At 37.2% G+C, this 22,760-nt stretch carries 22 protein-coding genes; 16 read left to right on the forward strand and 6 right to left on the reverse strand.

Annotated features, from left to right (window positions below):
• Positions 1–179: 179 nt before the first annotated feature.
• The 3 genes from CGC47_RS04010 to tpx all read left to right on the forward strand — a co-directional run bounded on the left by CGC47_RS04010 (position 180) and on the right by tpx (position 2,934).
• A complete protein-coding gene (locus tag CGC47_RS04010) occupies positions 180–1,103 on the forward strand; it encodes a formylglycine-generating enzyme family protein (protein WP_052456177.1) in 924 nt (307 codons plus the stop codon).
• A 105-nt stretch (positions 1,104–1,208) separates the two neighbouring features.
• On the forward strand, positions 1,209–2,393 hold the full coding sequence (locus CGC47_RS04015; RefSeq protein WP_095900020.1) for a PNGase F N-terminal domain-containing protein: 1,185 nt from the start codon (positions 1,209–1,211) through the stop codon (positions 2,391–2,393).
• Between the two features lie 40 nt (positions 2,394–2,433).
• Positions 2,434–2,934: a thiol peroxidase gene (gene tpx / locus CGC47_RS04020; RefSeq protein WP_042001638.1), complete on the forward strand. Its 501-nt coding sequence runs from the start codon at positions 2,434–2,436 to the stop codon at positions 2,932–2,934.
• A gap of 58 nt (positions 2,935–2,992) precedes the next feature.
• On the opposite strand, the gene CGC47_RS04025 is transcribed toward tpx, so the two are convergent.
• From CGC47_RS04025 to CGC47_RS04040, 4 genes are all read right to left on the reverse strand, one after another.
• Positions 2,993–4,261, reverse strand: coding sequence for an acetyl-CoA hydrolase/transferase family protein (locus CGC47_RS04025; protein WP_013997748.1), 1,269 nt, complete (start codon positions 4,259–4,261; stop codon positions 2,993–2,995).
• Positions 4,262–4,324: 63 nt separating this feature from the next.
• Entirely contained in the window at positions 4,325–5,833 is a 1,509-nt protein-coding gene (locus tag CGC47_RS04030; RefSeq protein ID WP_095900021.1) for an LptF/LptG family permease, read from the reverse strand.
• A gap of 10 nt (positions 5,834–5,843) precedes the next feature.
• The gene (locus CGC47_RS04035; protein ID WP_095900022.1) at positions 5,844–6,485 is read right to left on the reverse strand and encodes a LolA family protein; all 642 of its coding nucleotides are present in this window, start codon (positions 6,483–6,485) and stop codon (positions 5,844–5,846) included.
• A 66-nt stretch (positions 6,486–6,551) separates the two neighbouring features.
• On the reverse strand, positions 6,552–8,942 hold the full coding sequence (locus CGC47_RS04040) for a DNA translocase FtsK (RefSeq protein WP_095900023.1): 2,391 nt from the start codon (positions 8,940–8,942) through the stop codon (positions 6,552–6,554).
• 335 nt (positions 8,943–9,277) lie between these two features.
• Here CGC47_RS04040 and CGC47_RS04045 point away from each other — a divergent pair, with 335 nt between their 5' ends.
• From CGC47_RS04045 to mnhG, 8 genes are read left to right on the forward strand one after another with little or no spacing between them, the layout of a single operon-like run.
• Positions 9,278–11,587 carry a putative monovalent cation/H+ antiporter subunit A gene (locus tag CGC47_RS04045; RefSeq protein WP_095900024.1) on the forward strand — a complete coding sequence of 770 codons (2,310 nt, stop codon included), beginning with the start codon at positions 9,278–9,280 and terminating at the stop codon, positions 11,585–11,587.
• 29 nt (positions 11,588–11,616) lie between these two features.
• Complete coding sequence (locus tag CGC47_RS04050; RefSeq protein ID WP_013997754.1) at positions 11,617–12,030, forward strand: Na+/H+ antiporter subunit B; 414 nt, start codon at positions 11,617–11,619, stop codon at positions 12,028–12,030.
• Positions 12,027–12,563, forward strand: a complete 537-nt coding sequence (locus CGC47_RS04055; RefSeq protein ID WP_095900025.1) for a GRAM domain-containing protein — start codon at positions 12,027–12,029, stop codon at positions 12,561–12,563. Before CGC47_RS04050 ends, CGC47_RS04055 begins: the two co-directional genes overlap by 4 nt.
• 16 nt (positions 12,564–12,579) lie before the next feature.
• On the forward strand, positions 12,580–12,933 hold the full coding sequence (locus CGC47_RS04060; RefSeq protein WP_013997756.1) for a Na+/H+ antiporter subunit C: 354 nt from the start codon (positions 12,580–12,582) through the stop codon (positions 12,931–12,933).
• Positions 12,934–12,937: 4 nt separating this feature from the next.
• Entirely contained in the window at positions 12,938–14,455 is a 1,518-nt protein-coding gene (locus CGC47_RS04065; protein WP_044729824.1) for a proton-conducting transporter transmembrane domain-containing protein, read from the forward strand.
• Positions 14,456–14,458: 3 nt separating this feature from the next.
• A complete protein-coding gene (locus CGC47_RS04070) occupies positions 14,459–14,941 on the forward strand; it encodes a Na+/H+ antiporter subunit E (RefSeq protein WP_013997758.1) in 483 nt (160 codons plus the stop codon).
• A gap of 2 nt (positions 14,942–14,943) precedes the next feature.
• Positions 14,944–15,219, forward strand: a complete 276-nt coding sequence (locus CGC47_RS04075) for a monovalent cation/H+ antiporter complex subunit F (RefSeq protein WP_013997759.1) — start codon at positions 14,944–14,946, stop codon at positions 15,217–15,219.
• Positions 15,212–15,595, forward strand: coding sequence for a monovalent cation/H(+) antiporter subunit G (gene mnhG, locus CGC47_RS04080; RefSeq protein ID WP_042001629.1), 384 nt, complete (start codon positions 15,212–15,214; stop codon positions 15,593–15,595). The genes CGC47_RS04075 and mnhG overlap by 8 nt, the downstream gene beginning before the upstream one ends.
• A gap of 2 nt (positions 15,596–15,597) precedes the next feature.
• Here the strand turns inward: mnhG and CGC47_RS04085 are convergent, their stop codons facing one another.
• A complete protein-coding gene (locus tag CGC47_RS04085; protein WP_042001698.1) occupies positions 15,598–16,257 on the reverse strand; it encodes a TrmH family RNA methyltransferase in 660 nt (219 codons plus the stop codon).
• Positions 16,258–16,669: 412 nt separating this feature from the next.
• Here CGC47_RS04085 and fbaA point away from each other — a divergent pair, with 412 nt between their 5' ends.
• Both fbaA and accD read left to right on the forward strand, forming a co-directional pair.
• Positions 16,670–17,737, forward strand: a complete 1,068-nt coding sequence (gene fbaA, locus CGC47_RS04090; protein WP_042001695.1) for a class II fructose-bisphosphate aldolase — start codon at positions 16,670–16,672, stop codon at positions 17,735–17,737.
• Positions 17,738–17,830: 93 nt separating this feature from the next.
• Positions 17,831–18,685: an acetyl-CoA carboxylase, carboxyltransferase subunit beta gene (accD, locus tag CGC47_RS04095; RefSeq protein ID WP_013997763.1), complete on the forward strand. Its 855-nt coding sequence runs from the start codon at positions 17,831–17,833 to the stop codon at positions 18,683–18,685.
• A 117-nt stretch (positions 18,686–18,802) separates the two neighbouring features.
• Here accD and CGC47_RS04100 read toward each other — a convergent pair whose 3' ends face one another.
• Complete coding sequence (locus CGC47_RS04100; RefSeq protein WP_232779691.1) at positions 18,803–19,681, reverse strand: hypothetical protein; 879 nt, start codon at positions 19,679–19,681, stop codon at positions 18,803–18,805.
• Positions 19,682–19,813: 132 nt separating this feature from the next.
• On the opposite strand from CGC47_RS04100, the gene CGC47_RS04105 reads away from it, so the two are divergent.
• From CGC47_RS04105 to CGC47_RS04115, 3 genes are read left to right on the forward strand one after another with little or no spacing between them, the layout of a single operon-like run.
• The gene (locus tag CGC47_RS04105; RefSeq protein WP_042001623.1) at positions 19,814–21,349 is read left to right on the forward strand and encodes a YifB family Mg chelatase-like AAA ATPase; all 1,536 of its coding nucleotides are present in this window, start codon (positions 19,814–19,816) and stop codon (positions 21,347–21,349) included.
• A gap of 26 nt (positions 21,350–21,375) precedes the next feature.
• Positions 21,376–22,200, forward strand: coding sequence for a dihydropteroate synthase (gene folP / locus CGC47_RS04110; RefSeq protein WP_042001621.1), 825 nt, complete (start codon positions 21,376–21,378; stop codon positions 22,198–22,200).
• Positions 22,197–22,754, forward strand: a complete 558-nt coding sequence (locus tag CGC47_RS04115) for a hypothetical protein (RefSeq protein WP_052456176.1) — start codon at positions 22,197–22,199, stop codon at positions 22,752–22,754. Before folP ends, CGC47_RS04115 begins: the two co-directional genes overlap by 4 nt.
• The last annotated feature ends 6 nt before the right edge of the window (positions 22,755–22,760 follow it).

Consider the following 22,760-nt stretch of genomic DNA (forward strand, 5'->3'; position numbering starts at 1 on the left):
TACGGCTATTTTCTCAGTAAGAAGTTAATTTTGATTACATAGTCAGTATATTATAAACTTATTTTATACACACTTTCACGACGCATAATGAAAATATAAAAATTATATCAACTCTATTTCGCCAAATATTGTATTTTTGCTTTGTAGATTTGGTCTATAATTATAAAATCCAACAAAAAATGAAAAAAACAACACTCCCCCAGCTTAATACCTCCATCTTTGTTAGGCTTACTACTTCAAAAGTAGTTGTAACACTGATAATGAGCACATTTTTACTCATCAGTTGCAGTAAAAAAGACGATAGTACCCCAAAAGAAAGCGAAAAATCTGAAATAAAGGAAGAAATCCCAACAAAAACAGAAACTGCACAGCCTAATAATATCAAAATTGCACAAGAAGAACTCATCTTTGTTGAAGGAGGTACCTTTGATATGGGAAGCCCTAAAGGTGTAGGCAAAGCCATTGAGCAACCACAGCATAAGGTTACTCTTAATAGCTTTAAAATTACCAAATATGAAATCACCAATAAGCAATTCGCCGAGTTTTTAACCCAAAAAGGTAATAAACAAGACCAATTGGGGAAGTGGTATCAAGGTTCGGATATTATACAGAAAGGAAAAACCTTTGAAGCTCGTCAAGGCAAAGAGAAAATGCCCGTAGTACGCGTTACGTGGAGTGGCGCTAAAGCCTTTGCTCAATGGGCAGGCGGACAGTTACCTACCGAAGCCCAATGGGAATATGCCGCCAAAGGAGGCAAAAAAAGTAAAGGATACATCTTTTCAGGAAGTAACGATCTGAATAAAGTAGGCTGGTATAATGAAAACTCAGGAGGCAGAATACACAATGTGGGTGAGAAAAAACCTAACGAACTGGGGATTTATGATATGAGTGGCAATGTATGGGAGTTCACCGCCGATTATTGGCTACGAACCTACACAACAGCGCCTCAGACCAATCCACAACAAACCACAGGAAAACAATATCTGCGTCACGGAGCAAGTGCTTTTTGCCCAAAATCGGCTTGTCGCGTTGCTAACCGAAGTACGCAAACCGAAAATACACGCCATAATATGGGATTTCGAGTAGTGTTTAATGTCAAATAACTAAAAAAACACTAACAAACACCACAAAAATAGAAGCATTTACACTTTAAAGTTGTAACTTTGACCTCGCGTTTTATAACTTTAAAATTTCAAAAATATTTTACAATGAAAAATCTACTACTTTTAACCTTTTCATTACTAACTGTATGGGTGAATGCTCAAAACCCCAAAACGGTAAGTATCTTTAAAGATGCGTTAATCAATTTCTCGGATAAATCTACCGCTCCTGCTGATGTTATCCGTTTACAAAGTGGTCGTTTACTAATCAAAAAGGTGCACGTACCTCAGTATAAAAAAGGAACAGATGTATCTATTGAAATTACTTTGCGTTCCAATGGTGACCCTTGGGATAAATCGGGATCTTGTTTCGTGTTTAAAAATGAAGATATAATCAACGTCATTCAAGTGGGGCAAGGAACAAAAAAATTGCCTTCGGAAAGTGGTGTCAATAACGATTATCACGGCATTAAAGCTACACCCACGTACGATTTGCCCATTGAAGTGCTACGCTTTATGACCCCTTTTGGTGTTGGGTATTTTAGCGATGAAGAAAAAAATCCGCGCATAAAACGCTCTCGTCCTGTATATATCCCCAAATGGGAAGACAAGGTAGTTTGGAAGGAAGACGTTTCACAGTTAGAATCACTACTAACGGGTACGTTCTACATTGGCGTGTGGATTGATACTTGGACAGATAAAGGTTATCTTGTTGATGTTTCACTGACCTACTCTGGGCGCGAACGTCCTAAAAAAGTAGTAACTCCTTTGGTAAACACCCTTTATTACGTTAACGGACAAAAAATCCCTGACCTTTTCTCCAAAACTTCACTCTCTCACGAAATTACACTCAACAAAGGCTTGAAAAATGCTGAACTCTACTACATTACCACTGGGCACGGCGGACATAGCGGAGGCGATGAATTTATCAAAATCAACAATACCGTCATTTTCAATGGCAAAAAGGTAATGGATTTCATTCCTTGGCGCGATGATTGTGCTTCTTTTCGTCGTTTTAATCCCTCTTCAGGGGTGTGGACTAAGCAGGATACCGCCTCGGTGTACAATGAAAACTTTCAGCGTGTAGAAAAAGTCATTGAAGAGCGCTTGGCTTCATCTGATTTGTCCCGTTCCAATTGGTGCCCTGGAAGTTTGGTCTCGCCAGAGAAAGCTTCTTTGGGTAACCTGCTTAAAGGAAAGCATACGTTAGAGATAAAAATTCCGGCGACTACCAATGTAGGGGAACAACAGAACCATTGGTTGGTTTCGAGTTATATCGTTTCCGATAAATAAATTTGATTAACTTTGCACAAAACCCATAAAAAGAATAACAATGGCAGTAGTAACATTGGGCGGAAGCCCATTCAACACCCAAGGAGATCTACCTCAAAGAGGCACAGTTGCCCCTAATTTTAGTAGCGTTAGTATTGATTTATCAGAGGTATCCTTACAGGATTTTCAAGGTAGCAAAGTAATTCTAAACATTTTTCCGAGTATTGACACTGGCGTTTGTGCCGCTTCGGTACGAAAATTCCATAAAGAGGCAAGTACACTTGAAAATGTAAAGATTTTATGTATTTCTAAAGATTTGCCCTTTGCTTTGGGGCGCTTCTGCGCTGCTGAGGGTATTGATAATCTGGTTATGCTTTCCGATTTCCGAAATGATTTTGGCAAAAATTATCCGATTACGTTTACCGATGGTCCGCTTAAAGGATTGCTATCCAGAAGCATTCTTGTTTTAGACGAAGCAGGGAAAATTATCCACGCCGAACAAGTTGCGGAGACCAAAAATGAGCCTGATTACGCCACAGCTTTGATTGCATTGGAAAAATAACCCCAAAAATAAAGACAAAAATTAAAGGAATGCTTTATGGGCATTCCTTTTTTCTTTTCTATTTTAAACGTTCGTAATAGGAACGCTCCAAATGTTCCTGATGATTAGGATGCGCAATACTGATTAGTGCCTTTATGCGTTGGTGTAAGGTTTTACCAAACAAGTGCGCCACACCGTATTCAGTAATCACATACTGCACGTGTGAGCGTGTGGTTACTACTCCAGCGCCTTCCTTTAGAAAAGGCGTTATTCTACTGATTCCGTCTTTAGTTTGAGAGGGAAGTGCAATGATGGCTTTTCCGCCTTCGCTCAAGGAGGCTCCCCGAACAAAGTCCATCTGCCCCCCTACTCCTGAATAAAGCCTCGTCCCGATGGAGTCAGCACAAACCTGCCCTGTCACATCTACTTCAATGGCAGAATTGATAGAAATCATTTTTCGATTTCGACGGATTACCGCTGTATCATTAGTAAATGAAGCCTCACGTAGCTCTATAAACGGATTGTCGTGAGCAAAATCATACAATCGTTGTGACCCCAACATAAAAGTTGCAACAGCTTTACCTTTATTCACTGCTTTTTGTGAGCAGTTAATCACGCCACTTTCTATCAAATTAAGTACACCATCGGTGAGCAGTTCGGTATGAATACCTAAGTCCTTCAAATGCCCCATTTTAGAAAGCGCCGCATTGGGTATAGAGCCAATTCCCATTTGTATGGTGCTTCCATCTTCAATTAGTTCAGCAATAAAACTGCCTATTTTATTTTCTATCGGATTGGGTTCTTTTGCCTTTTCGGTGTGTATAGGGGCATTAAAAGGCACTAAATAGTCGATTTCTTTTACGTGAAGAATTCCATCACCGAAAACACGAGGCATATGCTCATTGACCTGAGCAATAACAATTTTTGCATTTTTCAGCGCCGATTTGCACGCCTCTACGGAAACCCCCATTGTACAATATCCGTGAATATCAGGTGGCGAAACTTGTATCAAAGCCACATCAAGAGGCATTATATTCCTACTGAAAAGCAAAGGCAAATCGCTCAAAAAAATAGGCGTATAAGAGCCATTTCCTGCAACCAATGTATGCCTAACGTTTTTAGCCAAAAAAAATGAATTTACATAAAAACTATCTCGATATTTTGGATCGGCATAAGGGGCGTCACCTTCGGTATGAATGTGGCAAATAGTAACTCCGCGAAGCTCTGGGGCTCGGGCTGTTAAGGCTTCCACCAAATGTGAAGGAACGGCCGCTCCTCCGTGAACATATACGTAATCATTACTTTTAATCACTTTTAAAGCCTCTTCGGCTGTGGTATATTTTCCCATATATGAACAATTTTAGTACGTACCAAATTTATCATTTTTTAAGAAAATAAACAAATGTAATTTTTAACGAGAAGCCGACTTTTTTCTTTGCTTTTTTTGAGTGATTTGCTGAAAAAAATCCTTAATACGTTCAAACTGAAAAAGCCCTTTGTCGGTAGTTACTCGAGTGGTAAGATATATCCCTAAAGGCAACAAAATCAGCGTAGGTATCCAAGGGGCAAACAACGGATTTATAGTTCCGTTTTCCGATACATTTTTGGAAAAAAGCCCAATAAAGTAGTAAGACAAAAACAGCACCATTGATGCTACCAGTGGCAACCCTATCCCTCCTTTTCGAATAAAAGCCCCAAGCGGTGCCGCAACAAAAAACAATACCAAACACGCCATAGTTAGTGCATATTTATCACTCAGGGTTAACAAATGAAGATTTATCATTTTGTTATGGTAATTGATATCATCTGTTTTATAAGTGGTACTTTCTACAAAGTTTTTGTGTTGCATCAGAGCTGTTTCGTACACTTGTAGCTTTCTGCTAGGGTCGATTTTAGCAAAGATACTATCCAAAGTGAGCTTTGGGGTTATTTCTTGAGTTTTTTCAACTTTGTTTTGGTCATCAGGCTTGATGTTTTCATCATCAAGTAACAAATCGGGCTTGGTAGCAAAATCCAACCCTAAAACACCTGTTCTGCGGTATTGACTATTTCCATAGTCAGTAAGATTATCCTTGAAATACGTTTTCAACGAATCCACCGTGTAGCTTAATTGCCCCACGGTCATCATTTTATAGGTATTGATACCACTTTTTTCATTAAAATCGACTTTATTGAGGTGCGACAAATCCATATTCATCACATAACGGTCAAATTTTACTTTAGCGAAAGGATATTTTTGCTGCTGTCTGTAATTAGTGGTATATATATCTTCGTAATACGTTCCATCATAAAGTATTAGCTGTAAAAAATCGGTATCTTTATCGTTTTTGAGTTCACCTCGTTGAGCATTGATAACCGTACGATTTACCTTGTCGGGTGATTTTTTATGAATGATAACATCTTCCAAAAATTCGTCATTTTTACCCGATTTCTTTGCTACTCTTATACTTAATTCATCACCAATATCTGAAAAAACACCTTCGGCAATAGCCATTGCAGGCTTTACTCGGGCAATATTTCGGCGTAAATTAGAAACTTCGGCGTGGGCTACAGGAATCACATTATTGGCTAAGAAAAATGTAAATCCGCTAAGAAAGAGCATAAATAAAATTAACGGACGCATTGCTCGAAGCAAAGACACTCCAGAGGCTTTCATTGCTGCAAATTCATAATTTTCCGCAAAAGCTCCGAAAGTCATAATGGAAGAAAGCACCACCGTAAGGGGTAAAATAATGGGGATTAACTGCGGAATGTAGTAAAGAATGAATTTTCCGATAATCCACAATTCCAACCCTCTACCTGCCAATTCATCAATAAAAAGCCAAATGGTATGAAATATAAATATCAGAATAAGTATAAACAATGCTCCAAAAAAATTCTTGAAGAATTGGGTCAGAATGTATCGGTCTAAAATTCTCAAAGCTTATCTTTTATAGTTCTGAAATATAGTATCCTTCTTTTTTATATTTTGCTTTATCAAATTTGAAAATATTTTCGGAAATGGGCTGATTAGTTTTAAAGGCTTGTATAGTAATGGTTGTTTTGGTATTGTTTTTACCTACCTCAATCAAGTTGTAGATATGCTTAGTCTGTACATCAATACCCAATAAAATTTGTTTTACCTCGGAATTGGCTTTAGTCGGCTTAAGCTCCACATACTGAATTTTTCTGCCACGCAAGTTTTGCTCAATATCCCACTTATAGGAATATCCTTTTTTGTAGAACGTAAGCATCTGCGAAGGAGTTAAAGCCATTTCATCTTCTTTAGTGGACTCAATAACAACCTCCTCATTTTCAGGAACTATAGTATAGGTTTTATCTCCATCGTATATACGTGTTGCTCCTAAATAATTAAGCACGTATTTGTTTTTTGCCATCGTAACATTGCCCTTGGTTTCTTGATACACATTTTCAGCGACATTATCTAAATTGTACTTAAAATCAATCACGATATTGTCGTATGATGTTACTTTTTTATAAACCTCATCAAGTAAAGCTTTGGCTTTTTCACTCTGCTGAGCTTGAGTTAACGTAGTTATAATTAGAGATATTAACAATAGTATCTTTTTCATATTGATTCGTTTTTATAAAATATTTTTATTTTCTGCCTTTATTAAAGCAATAACTATTCCAATTTTTTATTGATTGTTTAATAATCGATCTAAAGTAGCTATATCCGACACAAGTACCTGCCTTGCTTTACTGCCCTCAAACGGACCTACAATACCGGCTGCCTCCATTTGGTCAATAAGCCTTCCTGCTCTATTGTACCCCAATTTAAGTTTCCGTTGCAATAACGATGCCGAACCTTGTTGAGCATTGACGATGATTTCAGCAGCCTCACGGAAGAGCGCATCTCTTTCAGAAGGGTCAAAATCTAAGTCCATTGACTCGCCTTCGCTTCCTACATATTCAGGCAATAAGTAAGCATCAGGGTAGGCTTTTTGAGCGCCAATATAATCGGTGATACGCATAATTTCAGGGGTATCCACAAAAGCACATTGAATACGAACTGCTTCATTTCCTTGAGTATAAAGCATATCACCGCGTCCGATGAGTTGATCGGCTCCTTGCGCATCTAGAATTGTCCTGGAGTCAATTTTAGAAGTTACTCGAAAGGCAACACGCGCTGGAAAGTTTGCTTTAATAATCCCTGTAATTACGTTTACTGACGGACGTTGCGTGGCTATAATCAAATGAATACCAATAGCTCGTGCTAATTGTGCCAAACGAGCGATGGGCATTTCTACTTCCTTCCCTGCTGTCATAATTAAATCAGCAAACTCATCTACCACAAGTACGATATAAGGCAAAAATCGATGTCCCTCATTAGGGTTTAACTGACGCGCCTTAAACTTGGTGTTGTATTCCTTAATATTGCGGACAAAAGCATTTTTGAGTAACTCATACCGATTGTCCATTTCGATACAGAGTGAATTTAAGGTATTGATAACTTTGGTATTGTCAGTAATTATAGCCTCTTCACTATCAGGAAGTTTTGCCAAATAATGCCTTTCAATCTTATTAAAAAGAGTGAGTTCTACCTTTTTAGGGTCAACCAATACAAACTTAACTTCGGCAGGATGTTTTTTATACAAGAGAGAAGTAAGTACTACATTGAGCCCCACCGATTTCCCCTGCCCTGTTGCCCCTGCCATAAGTAGGTGCGGCATTTTGGCTAAATCTACCACATAAGTCTCATTACTAATGGTTTTTCCTAAAGCAATAGGTAAATCCATTTCAGCTTTTTGAAACTTGGGTGAGGCAATCATTGTACGCATATAAACGGCATTGGGTTTTTTATTGGGCACCTCAATTCCGATAGTTCCTTTACCTGGTATTGGAGCAATGATACGTATGCCAAGAGCTGCTAACGACAATGCAATATCATCTTCCAAGTTTTTAATTTTAGAGATGCGAACCCCAGCCGCTGGTACTATTTCATAAAGAGTCACCGTAGGTCCAATGGTTGCCTTAATTTGTGAAATATCTATTTTATAATGCTTTAGCGTTTGAACAATGGTATTTTTGTTCTCTTCCAACTCTTCTTGATTGATTACGATGCCTACTTCTTTAGGTTCATTGAGTAACTCTATGCTCGGAAATCTATAAGAACTCAAATCAAGGGTAGGGTCATACTCTCCGAAATTTTCAACCAATTTTTGCGCCAGAACCTCTGGGTCAATTTCTTCTTCTTTTTGTTTTTCTACCTGAAATTCAACAATTTCTTCAACATCTTCAGAAATTGGATTGGTAATTTGAAAATTTTCATCAGGCAAATCTTGTGCTTCTTCTTTATCTTCTTGCAAATGCGGAATCTCAGTTCTATGAGTAAACACATCAACACGAGGTGGATTTGCCTCTTTTATAACGATATCTTCATCTTCCTTAGAGGAAACGTTTTCAGCGGAGGATTTATTTTGTATTTGTTGCTTGGCGTTACGCAATTTACTGGTGATTTTATCCCAAATTTGAGCAACTTTTTCAGGGGTTAACTCAGCGTTAAACACCAAAAAAATAAATAAAGTAAAAAGCGAAAGTAACATTGTTCCGACAACTCCCAAATAATCTTGCAAAAAACGATTGATTTCAAAGCCCGACACGCCCCCTAAAATAGCGTTTTTAGAGTGAAGAAAACCGAAATTCACGGAAATATAAATCATCCAAAGCGTCCCCCAAAACCATTTGTTAATCAACGGTTTTCTCAAATTAAAAATAAATTTAAGCCCCGTGAGAGCCAGCAGAGAAACAGGAATAAACATTGCTAATCCGAAACCCTTATACACAAAAGTATGCCCCAAAAAAGCCCCAATTTTACTCATCCAATTTTGTGCCGATACGTTTCGGTCACCCAAAGTATTCCATATACTTTGGTCTGCCTGCCAAGTAAAAAAATATGACACAAACGCTACGGTCAAAACCACAGCCAAAAACAACAACAACATCCCCAAAACAAGTCGTCGTTGTTTGGATTTATTCTCGCTATTTTCTGTTTTTTTAGGAGTGGTTTTCTGTTTTTTGGAAGCCATTTTATTGAACCTTTTGGTATATCGTACTAAGGAGCAAATGTATTTATTTTTTACAGAATTGCCAAATAGGGTAAGGCAAACGTTTTTTAAAGTATTACCTCCTTATTTTCGATTTTTTTACGTATTTTATTTCAAAAGAATAAGTGTTTAAGGTATCATTGAGCGTGTCATTACCAACAAATGATTAAAAAAAATGTTATATTATTGTTATGTATTTAAAAAAAGAATGCTAAAAAGCCCCATTTTAAAGGTTTTTTATTACCTTTGTGAGCGACTTTTTCATTAAAAAGAGACCCATAAATTCATTTTTTAAGCTAAAAAATAGGCATACCAATATGTTAATTGCAATTCTATCAGGACTTATATTTTCATCTTCCCTGTTAATATTCGGAAATTTCATTAAGAAAAAAGGAGCTCTTCTGCCCTTTTTACTACCTTTGGGGCTATTTATTTATTTTCTGAGTTTTATCCCACAAATAAGTAATGGAGCAATCATTTATCAAAGACAATCGTGGGTTCCTGCCTTTGGAGTAGATTTGAGTTTCACTCTTGACGGGCTTTCCTTACTTTTCTCGTTAATGATTACTGGCATTGGGGCTTTGGTTTTTCTTTACACCTCATCATATTTAAAGAATCATCAGTTTTTAGATAGATTTTATGGATACTTAGGCGTTTTTATGGCTGCGATGCTGGGTGTGGTTCTTTCTGATAATTTGATAACGATGTTTATCTTTTGGGAGATTACAAGTATCAGTTCTTTCTTCTTAATTGGTTTTAATAATGACCAAAAATCCTCCCGAAAATCTGCCATTACAGCGCTATCGGTAACTGGTATTGGAGGCTTACTCCTTTTTGCTGGTATCGTAATTATGGGGCAAATTGCAGGAAGTTACAGCTTTGCCGAGATTCTTGCCTCGAAAGAGATAATACGCGAAAATATTTGGTATAGCCTTATTGTGGTTTTATTTTTCTTGGCTGCTTTTACTAAATCGGCACAATTCCCGTTTCATTTTTGGTTACCTGGCGCGATGAAAGCCCCAACACCAGTTTCTACCTATTTGCACTCAGCAACTATGGTAAAGGCAGGAATTTATCTGCTTTTAAGAATGACTCCTGTTTTGGGCGAAACTTCTCTTTGGAATCATTCTCTTATTATTATCGGTGGAATTACAATGCTTTACGCAGCTATACATACGCTATTTCGCACCGATTTAAAAGGAATTTTAGCCTATTCGACCATATCGGCATTAGGAATTTTAACTTTCTTGATAGGTTTAGGTACTCAACAAGCACTATTAGCAGCAACACTATTCATCTTGGTACACGCCACTTACAAAGCAACCCTATTCTTGGTTACTGGAATTATCGACCACGAAACCGGAACCCGCGATGTAACGATACTTTCAGGCTTACGAAAAGTGCTGATGCCTGTAGCGATTGCTGGGCTATTGGCAGCTATTTCCAATGCAGGAATTCCGCCATCTTTCGGCTTTTTAGGAAAAGATTTGGTTTATGAAGCCACACTTAATGCACCTTATATTCCTACAATACTTACTATTTTGGCAGTGGTTACCAACCTATTGCTTTTATACGCCGGATTTGTCGCTGGTATTAAACCTTTTGCTGGAAAATTACCCACATCTTTTGCAAAAGTGCATCTGCCTAGCCCCACAATGTGGATTCCGCCCCTGATTTTATCCGCACTATGTTTAGTTTTTGGACTATTCCCTTTCCTTTTGGAAGGTACCATAGCTATACCTACTCTAAAAACATTGGGAAAAGACTCGGAAATTCATTTGGCACTTTGGCACGGATTTAATTTGGTATTGCTTTTGAGTGCTTTAACCATAGGCTTAGGGCTTACTGTGTATTACTTTATAAAACCTACTCAAAACAAAGAGATTTTTATTGGAAAATTTGAAAAGATTTCGCCTCAAAGTATCATTGAAAAAGCAAGTAAAGCCTTTGGTGGGCTTTCTACAAAATTAACATTATTGTTACAAAACGGATTTTTACGCCGTTACGTATTTTTTATGATTTTGGCAGCGACGCTTTTGCTTGGGTACGCGTCTTTAACACGTCTTTCTTTCCGATTTTCTGAAATCAATTTCAATGAAATTACCTTATATGAAGTTATCTTTTTAACGATGATGGTTATCGGGATTGGGTTTACCGTATTTTCAAAATCGCGTTTGGTAGCTTTGGTTGCAATGAGTGTTATTGGTTTTTCTATTTGTATGACCTTTATGATTTACAGCGCACCTGACCTAGCGATGACCCAATTCTCTATCGACACCTTAACAGTAGTTTTATTTGTATTGGTATTGTATAAATTGCCTCCGTATCTGAAAATTTTCAATTACAAACGAAGTATCATTCAAGGTGTTTTATCTTTAGCCTTTGGTGGAGTAATTACCTTAATTGCTTTGGAGGCATTGACCACTCCTAAAAACACCGAAGTAACTAATTTCTATGCTGAAAATTCTTATTTATTAGCTCACGGAAAAAATATCGTTAATGTTATTTTGGTGGATTTCCGTGGTGCTGATACGCTTATGGAAATATCAGTGCTGAGCATCGCAGCTATTGGAGTATTTGGGCTATTAAAACTTCGCTTGAAAGAAAGAGAACGCCATAAAGCATAACAAATTTTAAACAATTTAATTATAAACAAATGAAAACCATTATATTAAAAACAGCATCTCAGTATCTGTTACCTTTATTGCTATTGTTTTCAATATTTATTCTGCTTCGTGGACATTACCTGCCTGGTGGCGGATTTGTTGGCGGGCTGGTGGCTTCCATTGCTTTTGTATTGTATTCAATTGCTAACGGATTAGATAATACCAAGCGCCTGTTGCGCATCCACCCTGGTTTTTTAATGCCTTTCGGATTGCTATTGGCTTTGGCAAGCGGACTATTACCCGCCCTATTGGAAAATCTACCTTTTATGACTGCCCTTTGGCTTGAACAACCCATTCCTGCTTTAGGTGCCGTAGGTACGCCTCTATTTTTTGATATCGGGGTGTATTTAGTAGTATTGGGTGTAACCTTAACCATTATTTTCACCATAACCGAATCAGCGTGACACAAAATAGCTCCTTTTCAAAACAAATCGTCCCGACCAATTACGGTGAATTGGCACTCATCACCTTATTGATGTTTGTGGTAACCACTTGCCTTTTTTGGGTATTTGAGTACGATTTTGATGAGCAAAATCCCCCTCTTTGGAATAGGGCAACCAAGCGAGCTTTTTTCATAAGTTTTGCTTACGTCATTTTTTTCCATTTCAGAAGAAAAAATTCTGAAAAAGTAATTTTTAAATCGGCTGAGGGTGAAGTTATTTTACAGGAAGGATTTGCTCAGTACAGTGAAAAATGGTATCGTTCGCTAAGCGGGAAACTGTTTTTAACCGACAAGCGTATGGTTTTTAAAAGCAACAAATCATCAGAGATAAGCATCCGATTAGAAGAAATAGAACACATTCATTACAATTACCTTTTAGGCTTTATTCCTAACGGGATTAAAATCAGCACAAAAGATGCAAATTATGTTTTTTCACCAGACAATCAGGATTTTTGGAGAAACACCTTGGAAACGAATTCAAAATTAAAAAACTAAAATAGTAAGAATTAGTATGGAATTTATTTTAGCCATCATCATCGGGCTTTTTTACGCCGCAGGGGTTTACCTGATGATGCGTCGTAGCTTGGTAAAACTCATCATCGGGCTAATTATGATAGGTAACGGCGCCAATTTGCTCATTTTTTTACTTGGGCGAATCGTAAAAGGCGCTCCACCCATTATCCCCTCCGATGCCAAAATTTTGGAAGGCATTTTTGCTGACCCTGTGCCTCAGGCGCTCATTTTAACTGCCATTGTAATTAGCTTCGGGCTTCAGTCTTTTGCTATTATACTCATACGCCGAGCTTATAAGGTGGTGAAAACCGATGATTTAGATGAAATGAACTCAACAGATGAATTTGCATAAGTAGATGGAAAATATTGTTTTATACCCCATATTGGCTCAGTTTGCCACCAGCATTATTTTAATGTTTTTATGGCGCAATGTGAAGCTACAGAAAGTGGTTAGCGTAGCGGCCAGTTTTGTGATTTTAGGCATCGCTATTTGGTTGTTTTGGACGGTTTATAATCAAGGATTTCAGTCCGTTCAGTCAGGAAAATGGGAGGCTCCTTTCGGAATTACTTTTGTTGCCGATACACTATCGGCCACCTTAGTACTCCTTACTGCCATTGCTGGATTAGCCGTGTCGGCATACTCAACAGCTACTATTATTTTCGCCCGATTGCGGTTCGGTTTTTTACCTATTTTCCACTTTTTACTACTGGGGCTGAATGGTGCTTTTCTCACAGGTGATATCTTTAACCTTTATGTTTGGTTTGAAATTATCATTATCAGCTCTTTTGTATTGCTTACCTTAGGAGGAGAAAAAGCACAGCTTGAAGGCGCAGTTAAATATTTCACACTAAATATATTAGCATCTGTATTCTTTTTAACCGCTTTGGCTGTGCTCTACGGTATCACCGGAACGCTGAATATGGCAGATTTACACGCCAAAATGGCTGCCGTTGAAAATCGAGGATTAGTACAAATTACGGCTTTGCTATTTTTAATCGGTTTCGGAACTAAGGCAGCTATTTTTCCGTTTTATTTTTGGCTACCTGCCTCCTATCATACCCCACCCGATGCTGTCTCCGCAATTTTCGGAGGGTTATTAACCAAAGTAGGCGTATATGCACTCATTCGGGTATTTACACTTATTTTCATAGGCGAAACATTTGTCAGTGAAGTGATTATGGGGCTTTCTGTGCTTACCTTACTCATTGGAGGTATGGGAGCTTTGGTGCAAAATAACATTGTAAAGGTTTTTGCCTATCTGATTATTTGTCATATCGGTTTTATGCTTTTAGGGATTGGTATCGGAGGTGAAAAAGCGCTCTCTGGGGTGATTTACTATTTAATCCACGATATCACGGTAAAAACAAATCTGTTTTTAATTGCAGGTTTAATTTACAAAATATCAGGTACACACAGTATGCGTAACTTAGGAAATATTTACAAACAATACCCTAAATTATCCTTACTGATTATTATTTCATTATTCTCGGTGGTCGGAATTCCGCCATTCTCTGGTTTTTGGCCTAAAATATCCTTAATTAACGCCTCTTTCGGATTGGAAGGTTATCAGGGAATTGTTATGATTGCTGCTATTATATTTGCTTCGTTCATCACGCTTGTGGTAGTTGCTAAACTTTGGGCTCGGGTATTTTGGAAAGATGCTTTGGAGTTGCCCAACTTGAAAAATTATACTTACTTCAATGATTTGATTTTTGAAAAAAAGATGGAAATTGTGGTACCTATCATTTTCCTAACCATAATATCTCTTTATATCGGATTCGGTGCTGAAAACATACAACGTCTTTCGCAAAAAATCGCCTACGAACTGATGTCAAACACTGAATACATCAACACTGTTTTAAAACTAAAATAGACTATGAAAGCACAATTTTTACTCAATATGCTATTAACCCTCGTTTGGGTTTTCATCACTGGCGACCTGTCCCTTGCCAACTTTATATTTGCCTTTTTGCTCTCCTTTGGCATTTTGTGGTTAGTTAGTCGTAATTCAACTCACGAACAACAAAAATATTTCGTGATTCTGCCCAAAATCATCAACCTTATTCTTTTCTTTTTTAAAGAATTAGTAAAAGCTAACCTACAAGTGGCTTACGAGGTAATGACCCCAAAATACAATATGAAGCCTGGTATTATTGCCCTACCATTAGATGTGACTACTGATTTTGAAATAGCTATGCTTGCCAATTTCATTTCTCTAACCCCAGGTACATTTAGTATTGATGTTTCAACAGACCGAAAAACCCTTTACGTACACGGAATGTATGTTTCGGATAGAGAAAAATTTATACACGACATCAAACACGGATTTGAAAAACGAATTTTAGAAATTTCTAGATAATTATGGATTTACAATATTTCTTAACCTATATCATTATGCCGATACTTGCCTTTTCGGCACTGCTCATCGTGGTTCGATTTATGAAAGGACCGCATTTGGCAGACCGAGTAGTGGCTGTTGACCTATTGTTTTCGGTAGGTACTGCCATCATCAGTATTTATAGTATCATCAGTAATCACGCACTATTCTTGGATATTGCTACCATTTTTGCATTGATCGCATTTTTAAGTACCGTTGCATTTTCTTATTATTTAGTAAAAAAGAGTAAAAATGACTAATTACACCGATTATATCACTGCAGGGCTTTCCCTGATTGGCGCGTTATTTGTTTTATTAGCCGCTGTGGGTATTTATCGTATGCCCGATACTTTCTTGCGTATTTCCGTAACCACCAAGGCAGCCACCTTAGGTGTTGGGTTAATTCTAATTGCTTTAGCTGTTTTTTTTAATGAAAATTCAGTATCTCTTCGGGTTATTGCCATTGTGCTATTCATTATGCTTACCGCTCCAGTAAGTGCGCATCTGATTGGTAGAGCTGCCTACCTAATGAAAGCTAAATTATGGGAAAAAACCTTAGAAGACGACCTAAAAGGAAAGTACGACCCCCATACCGAAGAACTCAAAAGTGAATCTGAAAAAGTAAATCAAGACTAACGCTATTTTTTCATTTGCTCATAACACTTGAGTACATCATTGATACTCCTAACGGATTGTTTAGTCCACTCTAAGCGCAAAGTGTTAGCCTCTTGCTGGGAAAGTTGCCAAACGACCTCAGATTTACGCAATCTTTGTGTGAGTTGTTGCAAAATGATAGCCGCTGATACTGAGATGTTAAGACTTTCGGTGAAACCCACCATCGGGATTTTTAAAAATGTATCGGCTTGTTGTAAAACCGTATCGGATAACCCCTCTCGTTCGGTTCCGAAAAAGAAAGCACTCTTAGGGACAATATCAAAATCATCAAGCAAATAAGCATCTTGATGCGGAGTAGTAGCTACGATTTGATAGCCTTTCGCTCGAAGCGTATCAATACAGCTTTGGGTATCTTCGTATCGGAAAGTATCCACCCATTTTTGGGCACCCATAGCTATTTTTTCATCCAATCGCTTTCCATACCTGCGTTCAATTAAGTGTGCTTGTTGCACTCCGAAAACCTCACAACTGCGTACTACAGCACTGGTGTTATGCATCTGAAATACATCTTCCACCGCAACTGTAAAATGGTTAGTTCGTTGGTTCAAAATTTCTTCAAAGCGAACTTTACGAGCCTCTGTAATAAAATTCTGCAAGTATTTTAGTAATTGTAAATCGGGCATAGCATTATTTTTTGCAAATGTAATTTCTATTTTGATTATATCTTCTAAAAATACTCCTCTTTTCACCGAATGTCCTAAGCAATGTAAAACTCTAACAATAAACACACTACAATTTGATTCCTAAAAAAAGAAAACCAAATCTTAAAACACAAATAACAAACACTTATATGCCAACTCAAAAAAATTGACTCATCACGAAATATCGCTCTATTTTAGGGATATAAAGCCATAAACAAAAGTAAAAGAACTATTGCTTACTAATTTTCAAACTTTGACTCCACTGAAATAATTTTAAGATGGGTTATTCACAAAATAAGATTAAATTTTTGTATCTTTGTTCACTGTTAGGCAACCTATGATTTTGTTTGCCTTATCATCTGAAAAGATAATTATAAATTCAATATTATATAAGATGAAACATAACATTAAATCTGGTGTAGTTTTAGGAAAAGATGTACAAGAAGTTTTCCGATATGCCAAAGAAAAAGGATTTGCTTTACCGGCAGTTAATGTAGTTAACTCCGATACCATCAACGCAGTTATGGAAACGGCAGCAGCAGTTAATGCTCCTGTTATTATTCAGTTTTCTAATGGAGGTGCACAATTTATGGCAGGAAAAGGACTCTCTAACGAAAACCAAAGAGCAGCCATTGCAGGAGCTGTTGCAGGAGCAAAACACGTTCACGAATTAGCTGAAGCTTATGGAGTTAGCGTAATTTTACATACCGACCACTGTGCTAAAAAATTACTCCCTTGGATTGACGGTTTGCTAGATGCTTCAGAAAAACATTTCAAAGAAACTGGAAAGCCTTTGTTTAGCTCACATATGATTGACCTTTCAGAAGAGCCTTTACAAGAAAACATTGAAATCTGTAAGAAATACCTTGAGCGAATGAGTAAAATGGGTATGACTTTGGAAATTGAGCTCGGAATTACTGGAGGTGAGGAAGACGGAGTTGATAATTCAGACGTACACGAATCAAAACTATACACACAACCCGAAGAGGTAGCCTTCGCTTACGAAGAACTTCTAAAAGTGAGCCCTCAATTTACGATTGCTGCCGCATTTGGTAATGTACACGGAGTATATAAACCAGGAAATGTAAAACTTACTCCAAAAATCTTGAAAAACTCACAAGAGTATATCTCTCAAAAGTACAACGTAGCTCACAATACCGTTGATTTTGTTTTCCACGGAGGTTCCGGTTCTAGTGTTGAGGAAATTCGAGAAGCTATCTCTTACGGAGTTATTAAAATGAATATTGATACTGATTTACAATACGCATTCACCGAAGGAGTTCGGGACTATATGGCTGCTAAAACGGATTATTTGCAATCACAAATCGGAAATCCAGAAGGAGCCGATGTGCCTAATAAAAAATATTACGACCCTCGTGTTTGGCTTAGAGAAGGTGAAAAAACATTCGTAGCACGTTTGAAAAAAGCCTTTGAAGACCTTAATAATGTGAATACTTTGTGAAATAAATCTTAAAGAATATTACATAAATACGCTTTAAAAAGTTGTGTTTATGTAATATTTTTTTATTTTTGTTGTTTCAAAAATAGCAAAACTATGGCTTGGTTTAAAAGAACAGCGAAAGGAATACAAACTTCTACAGAAGAGAAAAAGGATATTCCTAAAGGGTTATGGTATAAATCACCCAGCGGTAAAATTGTTGATAATGACGAGCTTACCACCAATTATTTTGTAAGTCCAGAAGATGGTTATCACGTACGAATAGGAAGTAATGAATATTTTCAGATATTATTTGATAATAATGAATTTACCGAGCTTGATGCAAATTTGGTTTCAAAAGACCCTTTGAGTTTTGTGGACACCAAATCGTACGCCGACCGATTGAAGGAAGCCAAAAAGAAAACAGGCTTGAAAGATGCCGTAAGAACTGCAGTAGGCAAATCAAAGGGCGAAGAATTAGTAATTGCTTGTATGGATTTTGCTTTCATCGGTGGCTCAATGGGAAGTGTGGTAGGCGAAAAAATATCAAGAGCTATTGATTATGCTATCAAAAACCGACTTCCATTTTTAATGATTTCAAAATCAGGAGGAGCTCGTATGATGGAGGCAGCACTTTCACTAATGCAAATGGCAAAAACTTCAGTAAAGTTAGCTCAACTTGATGAAGCAAAACTCCCTTACATATCCTTATGTACCGACCCAACTACTGGAGGAACAACAGCTTCTTATGCTATGCTTGGTGATATTAACATCGCCGAACCTGGTGCCTTGATTGGGTTTGCAGGACCGCGTGTAGTAAAAGACACTACCGGTCAAGACCTACCAGAAGGCTTCCAAACCGCTGAATTCGTTTTAGAACACGGATTTCTTGATTTTATAGTAAATCGTAAAGAGCTCAAAAACAAAGTTAATTTGTATCTGGATTTGGTACTAAACCGACCTATAAGGTAAAGTTTATTTGCCTAGTATATAAAAAACAAAAATATAAAGTGTATCGCAAGGTTGCCCAAAAGGCAACCTTATTACTTCATACAATAAAATAATAGACTTTAAAATTAGAAACTGATTTTACTTTACTTTCAAAAAATTACTTAACATTGGAGGAATCCTATCTTCTGAGTACTCTCCCCAGAGATAAAAACTCATCACACAAGCGATATTTTTACCTCGCACCTTCTGGGCAATAACATAAGTGATATATTTCTGATTATCATTGTTTTCAGAAGTTACAACATATACTAACTTACGAACCTTTGTAGGCATATCCTCAAAAAGCATTTCTTGCTCAACATCAGTAACTAGTTTCAATTGATTTCCTTCGGGTGGATTTTGAAAGCCTATGCTTGCTTTTTGTAGTTGCATTGCATTAGCTTCTTTGGCTTTTTCCAAGCTACTATGTACCGACCAATTCATCTGTTCACCAGTTGTTTTATCTGCCAATCGGTCAATTTGTATCCATTCCCAATTTTCATTTTTAGGAACAGCTCTACCTACAAAGTTGATTTTCCCATCTTGTTCAATAGGAAGAGTGTCGAATTGTCCAGCTGTAAGATAATCAAAAAAAGCCGTATTTACAGTGGTTTTATCAAATCTATCTATACTAGCAAAAGCAATCTCGGCTATTTTTCCTCGTATCCCTACGTAATAATAAAAGAAATTATCATAGAGATCATCTGCCAATTTATCGCTATAATGAACGTAAAAATGTGGAAGTTTCAAATCAGAATCATTTTTAATTTCTAACTCGTTTTCTAAGGCATATTTCTTTTTCAAGCTATCCAATTCTTCTGTTAGATAATCGGTTACTAACACCCTAAAAATGGTATTTTCATATTTAAAAAGTACGCCATCTTCTTCCATTAAACTCCAACTTACATTTTCCTTGATGATAGATTGCGAAAGTAGTGTTTGTGCAATTAACAACAACAAAAAGCATAGTTTATTCATAATCATATATTTAAAACAATTCTTACACAAAGATAGTCAAATATATCAAATTCGGATTTTTTAAACAATAATTTTAAAGATGAATTGTTATTATCAATAAAATTTCTAATTTTGTGAGAAACCTTTTTGCTTATGCTTGTAAAAATATACGGAAGTGCTGTTTTTGGAGTGGAAGCCACCACCATCACCATTGAAGTCAACATTGATAAAGGCGTTGGATATCATTTGGTAGGGCTACCTGATAGTGCCATTAAAGAAAGTAGCTATCGTATTGGAGCGGCATTACAAAACAATGGCTATAAAATTCCTGGAAAAAAAATTACTATCAATATGGCTCCTGCCGATATGCGTAAGGAAGGCTCAGCGTACGATTTGAGTTTTGCTATCGGGATTTTAGCCGCTAACGGACAAGTACAAGCTGATGATTTAGAGAGATATATCATTATGGGTGAGCTTTCTTTGGACGGAAGTCTTCAACCTATAAAAGGAGCTTTGCCTATTGCCATACAAGCACGTAAAGAGGGTTTCAAAGGCTTCATTCTACCTGCTCAAAATGCCAAAGAAGCTGCCATAGTTGATAATTTGGACGTTTATGGTGTTGAAAATATCAAAGATGTGATTGATTTCTTCAACGGAGAAAAAAATCTCGAAAAAACAGAAATCGACACACGAAAAGAATTTTTCAAAAACTTGGATTTTCCTGAATTTGATTTTGCTGATGTTAAAGGACAAGAATCCATCAAACGATGTATGGAAATTGCGGCGGCGGGGGGGCATAATATCATTTTGATTGGTCCTCCTGGTTCAGGTAAAACAATGTTAGCCAAACGATTACCCAGTATTCTTCCACCAATGACCTTACACGAAGCGTTGGAAACCACCAAGATACATAGTGTAGTGGGGCGAATTAAAGAGAGTGGATTGATGAGTCATCGCCCATTTCGCAGTCCGCATCATACCATTTCAGATGTCGCTTTGGTAGGAGGAGGTGCTTATCCGCAGCCAGGTGAAATTTCGTTGGCTCATAATGGCGTTCTTTTTCTTGACGAACTTCCTGAATTTAAGCGTTCTGTATTAGAAGTGATGCGTCAGCCCTTGGAAGACAGAGAAGTAACCATTTCAAGAGCTAAATTTTCGGTTACATACCCTGCTTCATTTATGTTGGTGGCGAGTATGAATCCGAGTCCGAGTGGCTATTTTAACGACCCCGATGCTCCTGTTACCTCAACACCTGCCGAAATGCAACGGTATCTGAGTAAAATTTCAGGACCTTTGTTAGACCGAATTGATATCCATATTGAGGTAAATCCCGTACCTTTCGAAAAACTTTCGTGTGAGCAAAAAGCTGAAAGTAGCAAAGTTATCCGTCAGCGAGTGATTGAAGCACGAAACGTTCAGACACAGCGATTTAGTGAATATCCTAATATTCATTACAACGCACAAATGAACACCAAACAAATCCGAAAATATTGCAAATTGGACGAGGCTTCGTTAGAACTTCTCAAAAATGCAATGCAACGGCTCAACCTTTCTGCACGTGCTTACGACCGAATTTTAAAAGTAGCCCGAACCATTGCTGATTTGGAAAAATCCGAAAACGTAAAGCAACATCACATCGGAGAGGCAATTCAATATCGAAGTTTGGATAGAGAAGGCTGGTTTGGATAATCTTTTAATCTTTTAATCTTAATGAAATGACTATAAACTGCCACGGCGAACTCTTGGATTTAACTTCTGCGAAAATTATGGGAATTATCAATATCACCCCTGATTCTTTCTATGAAAATAGCAGAGCTTCTTCCAAAGATCTCCTTAAAAAAGCCGAAAAAATGCTTGAACAAGGAGCTGATTTATTAGATATTGGAGGATATAGTTCACGCCCTGGTGCTACTGAAGTTTCTCAGGAAGAAGAATTAAGGCGAGTAGTTCCTGTGGTAAAAACATTGGTAAAAACTTTTCCGAAGGTTCGTATTTCGGTGGATACTTTCCGAAGTGAAGTAGCACGTCAGTCTCTTTTAGAGGGAGCTTGTATGATAAATGATATTTCTGCGGGACATCTTGATGAGAAAATGTGGCAGATTATTGCTGATTTTCAAGTGCCTTATATTGCAATGCATATGAAAGGAACCCCAAAAAATATGCAAGAACACACTCATTATCAAGATATTGTAAAGGAAATGATTTTCTACTTTTCACAAATTAAAGCCAAAGCTCAACAATATGGGATTAATGATTTAATTATAGACCCTGGTTTTGGTTTTTCAAAAACGTTGGAGCAAAATTATGAAATCTTGCGTAAGTTATCCCTTTTTAGAATTTTAGACGTTCCCATTTTAGTAGGAGTTTCACGAAAATCAATGCTGTATCGTTTACTACAAACCACTGCTGAGAATGCTCTCAATGCCACCACCATAGTAAATACACTCGCCTTAACAAAAGGGGCACACATTTTACGCGTACACGATGTGCAACAAGCCAAAGAATGTGTACAAATTTTTGAAAAAATGGAAAAATTATGAAGCAAATCCTCATTTTATTATTGTCTTTGTTTTTTACACAATGTACTCAGCGTGAGATACAATTACCACAAGTTTCAGGAGTTTTACAATCGGAAATGGTAGACTATTCGGTAATTTATGTCTTTTTCAATGAAGAAAATCAAGAAGCGGAACTTAACGCGAATAGCTTGATTACATCAACACATTGGGTTTTTCATATAGACCGACGATTGACAATGCGTCAAGCTGCTGAAAAAATCATCAAAATGCAAGAAAAAAAGGAAAAACCAGGAATGCATAACAATCCTAACTCACGTAACTTTTTTTCAGTTGCTGATATGGAAAACAAGCAATTACGTTTTTTAGAGTTTACCAAACAGCGATTCGATTGGAAAGGAATTGATACTGAAAAAATCCCTCAACTTTCGGCGATAGCCAACTCCGAAGGCAGTTTTGAAACTCGCACCGATGCCGTTTGGGTAGATGGTGCTATGAATTTTCAAGATTTTGCTGTACTTTTATACCAAACTCAACTAAAAGGATTGTTTTTAACAAAAATATATGTTCAACCTTAAAAATAT

It is taken from the genome of Capnocytophaga canimorsus (assembly GCF_002302565.1).
GTDB classification, from domain to species: domain Bacteria; phylum Bacteroidota; class Bacteroidia; order Flavobacteriales; family Flavobacteriaceae; genus Capnocytophaga; species Capnocytophaga canimorsus.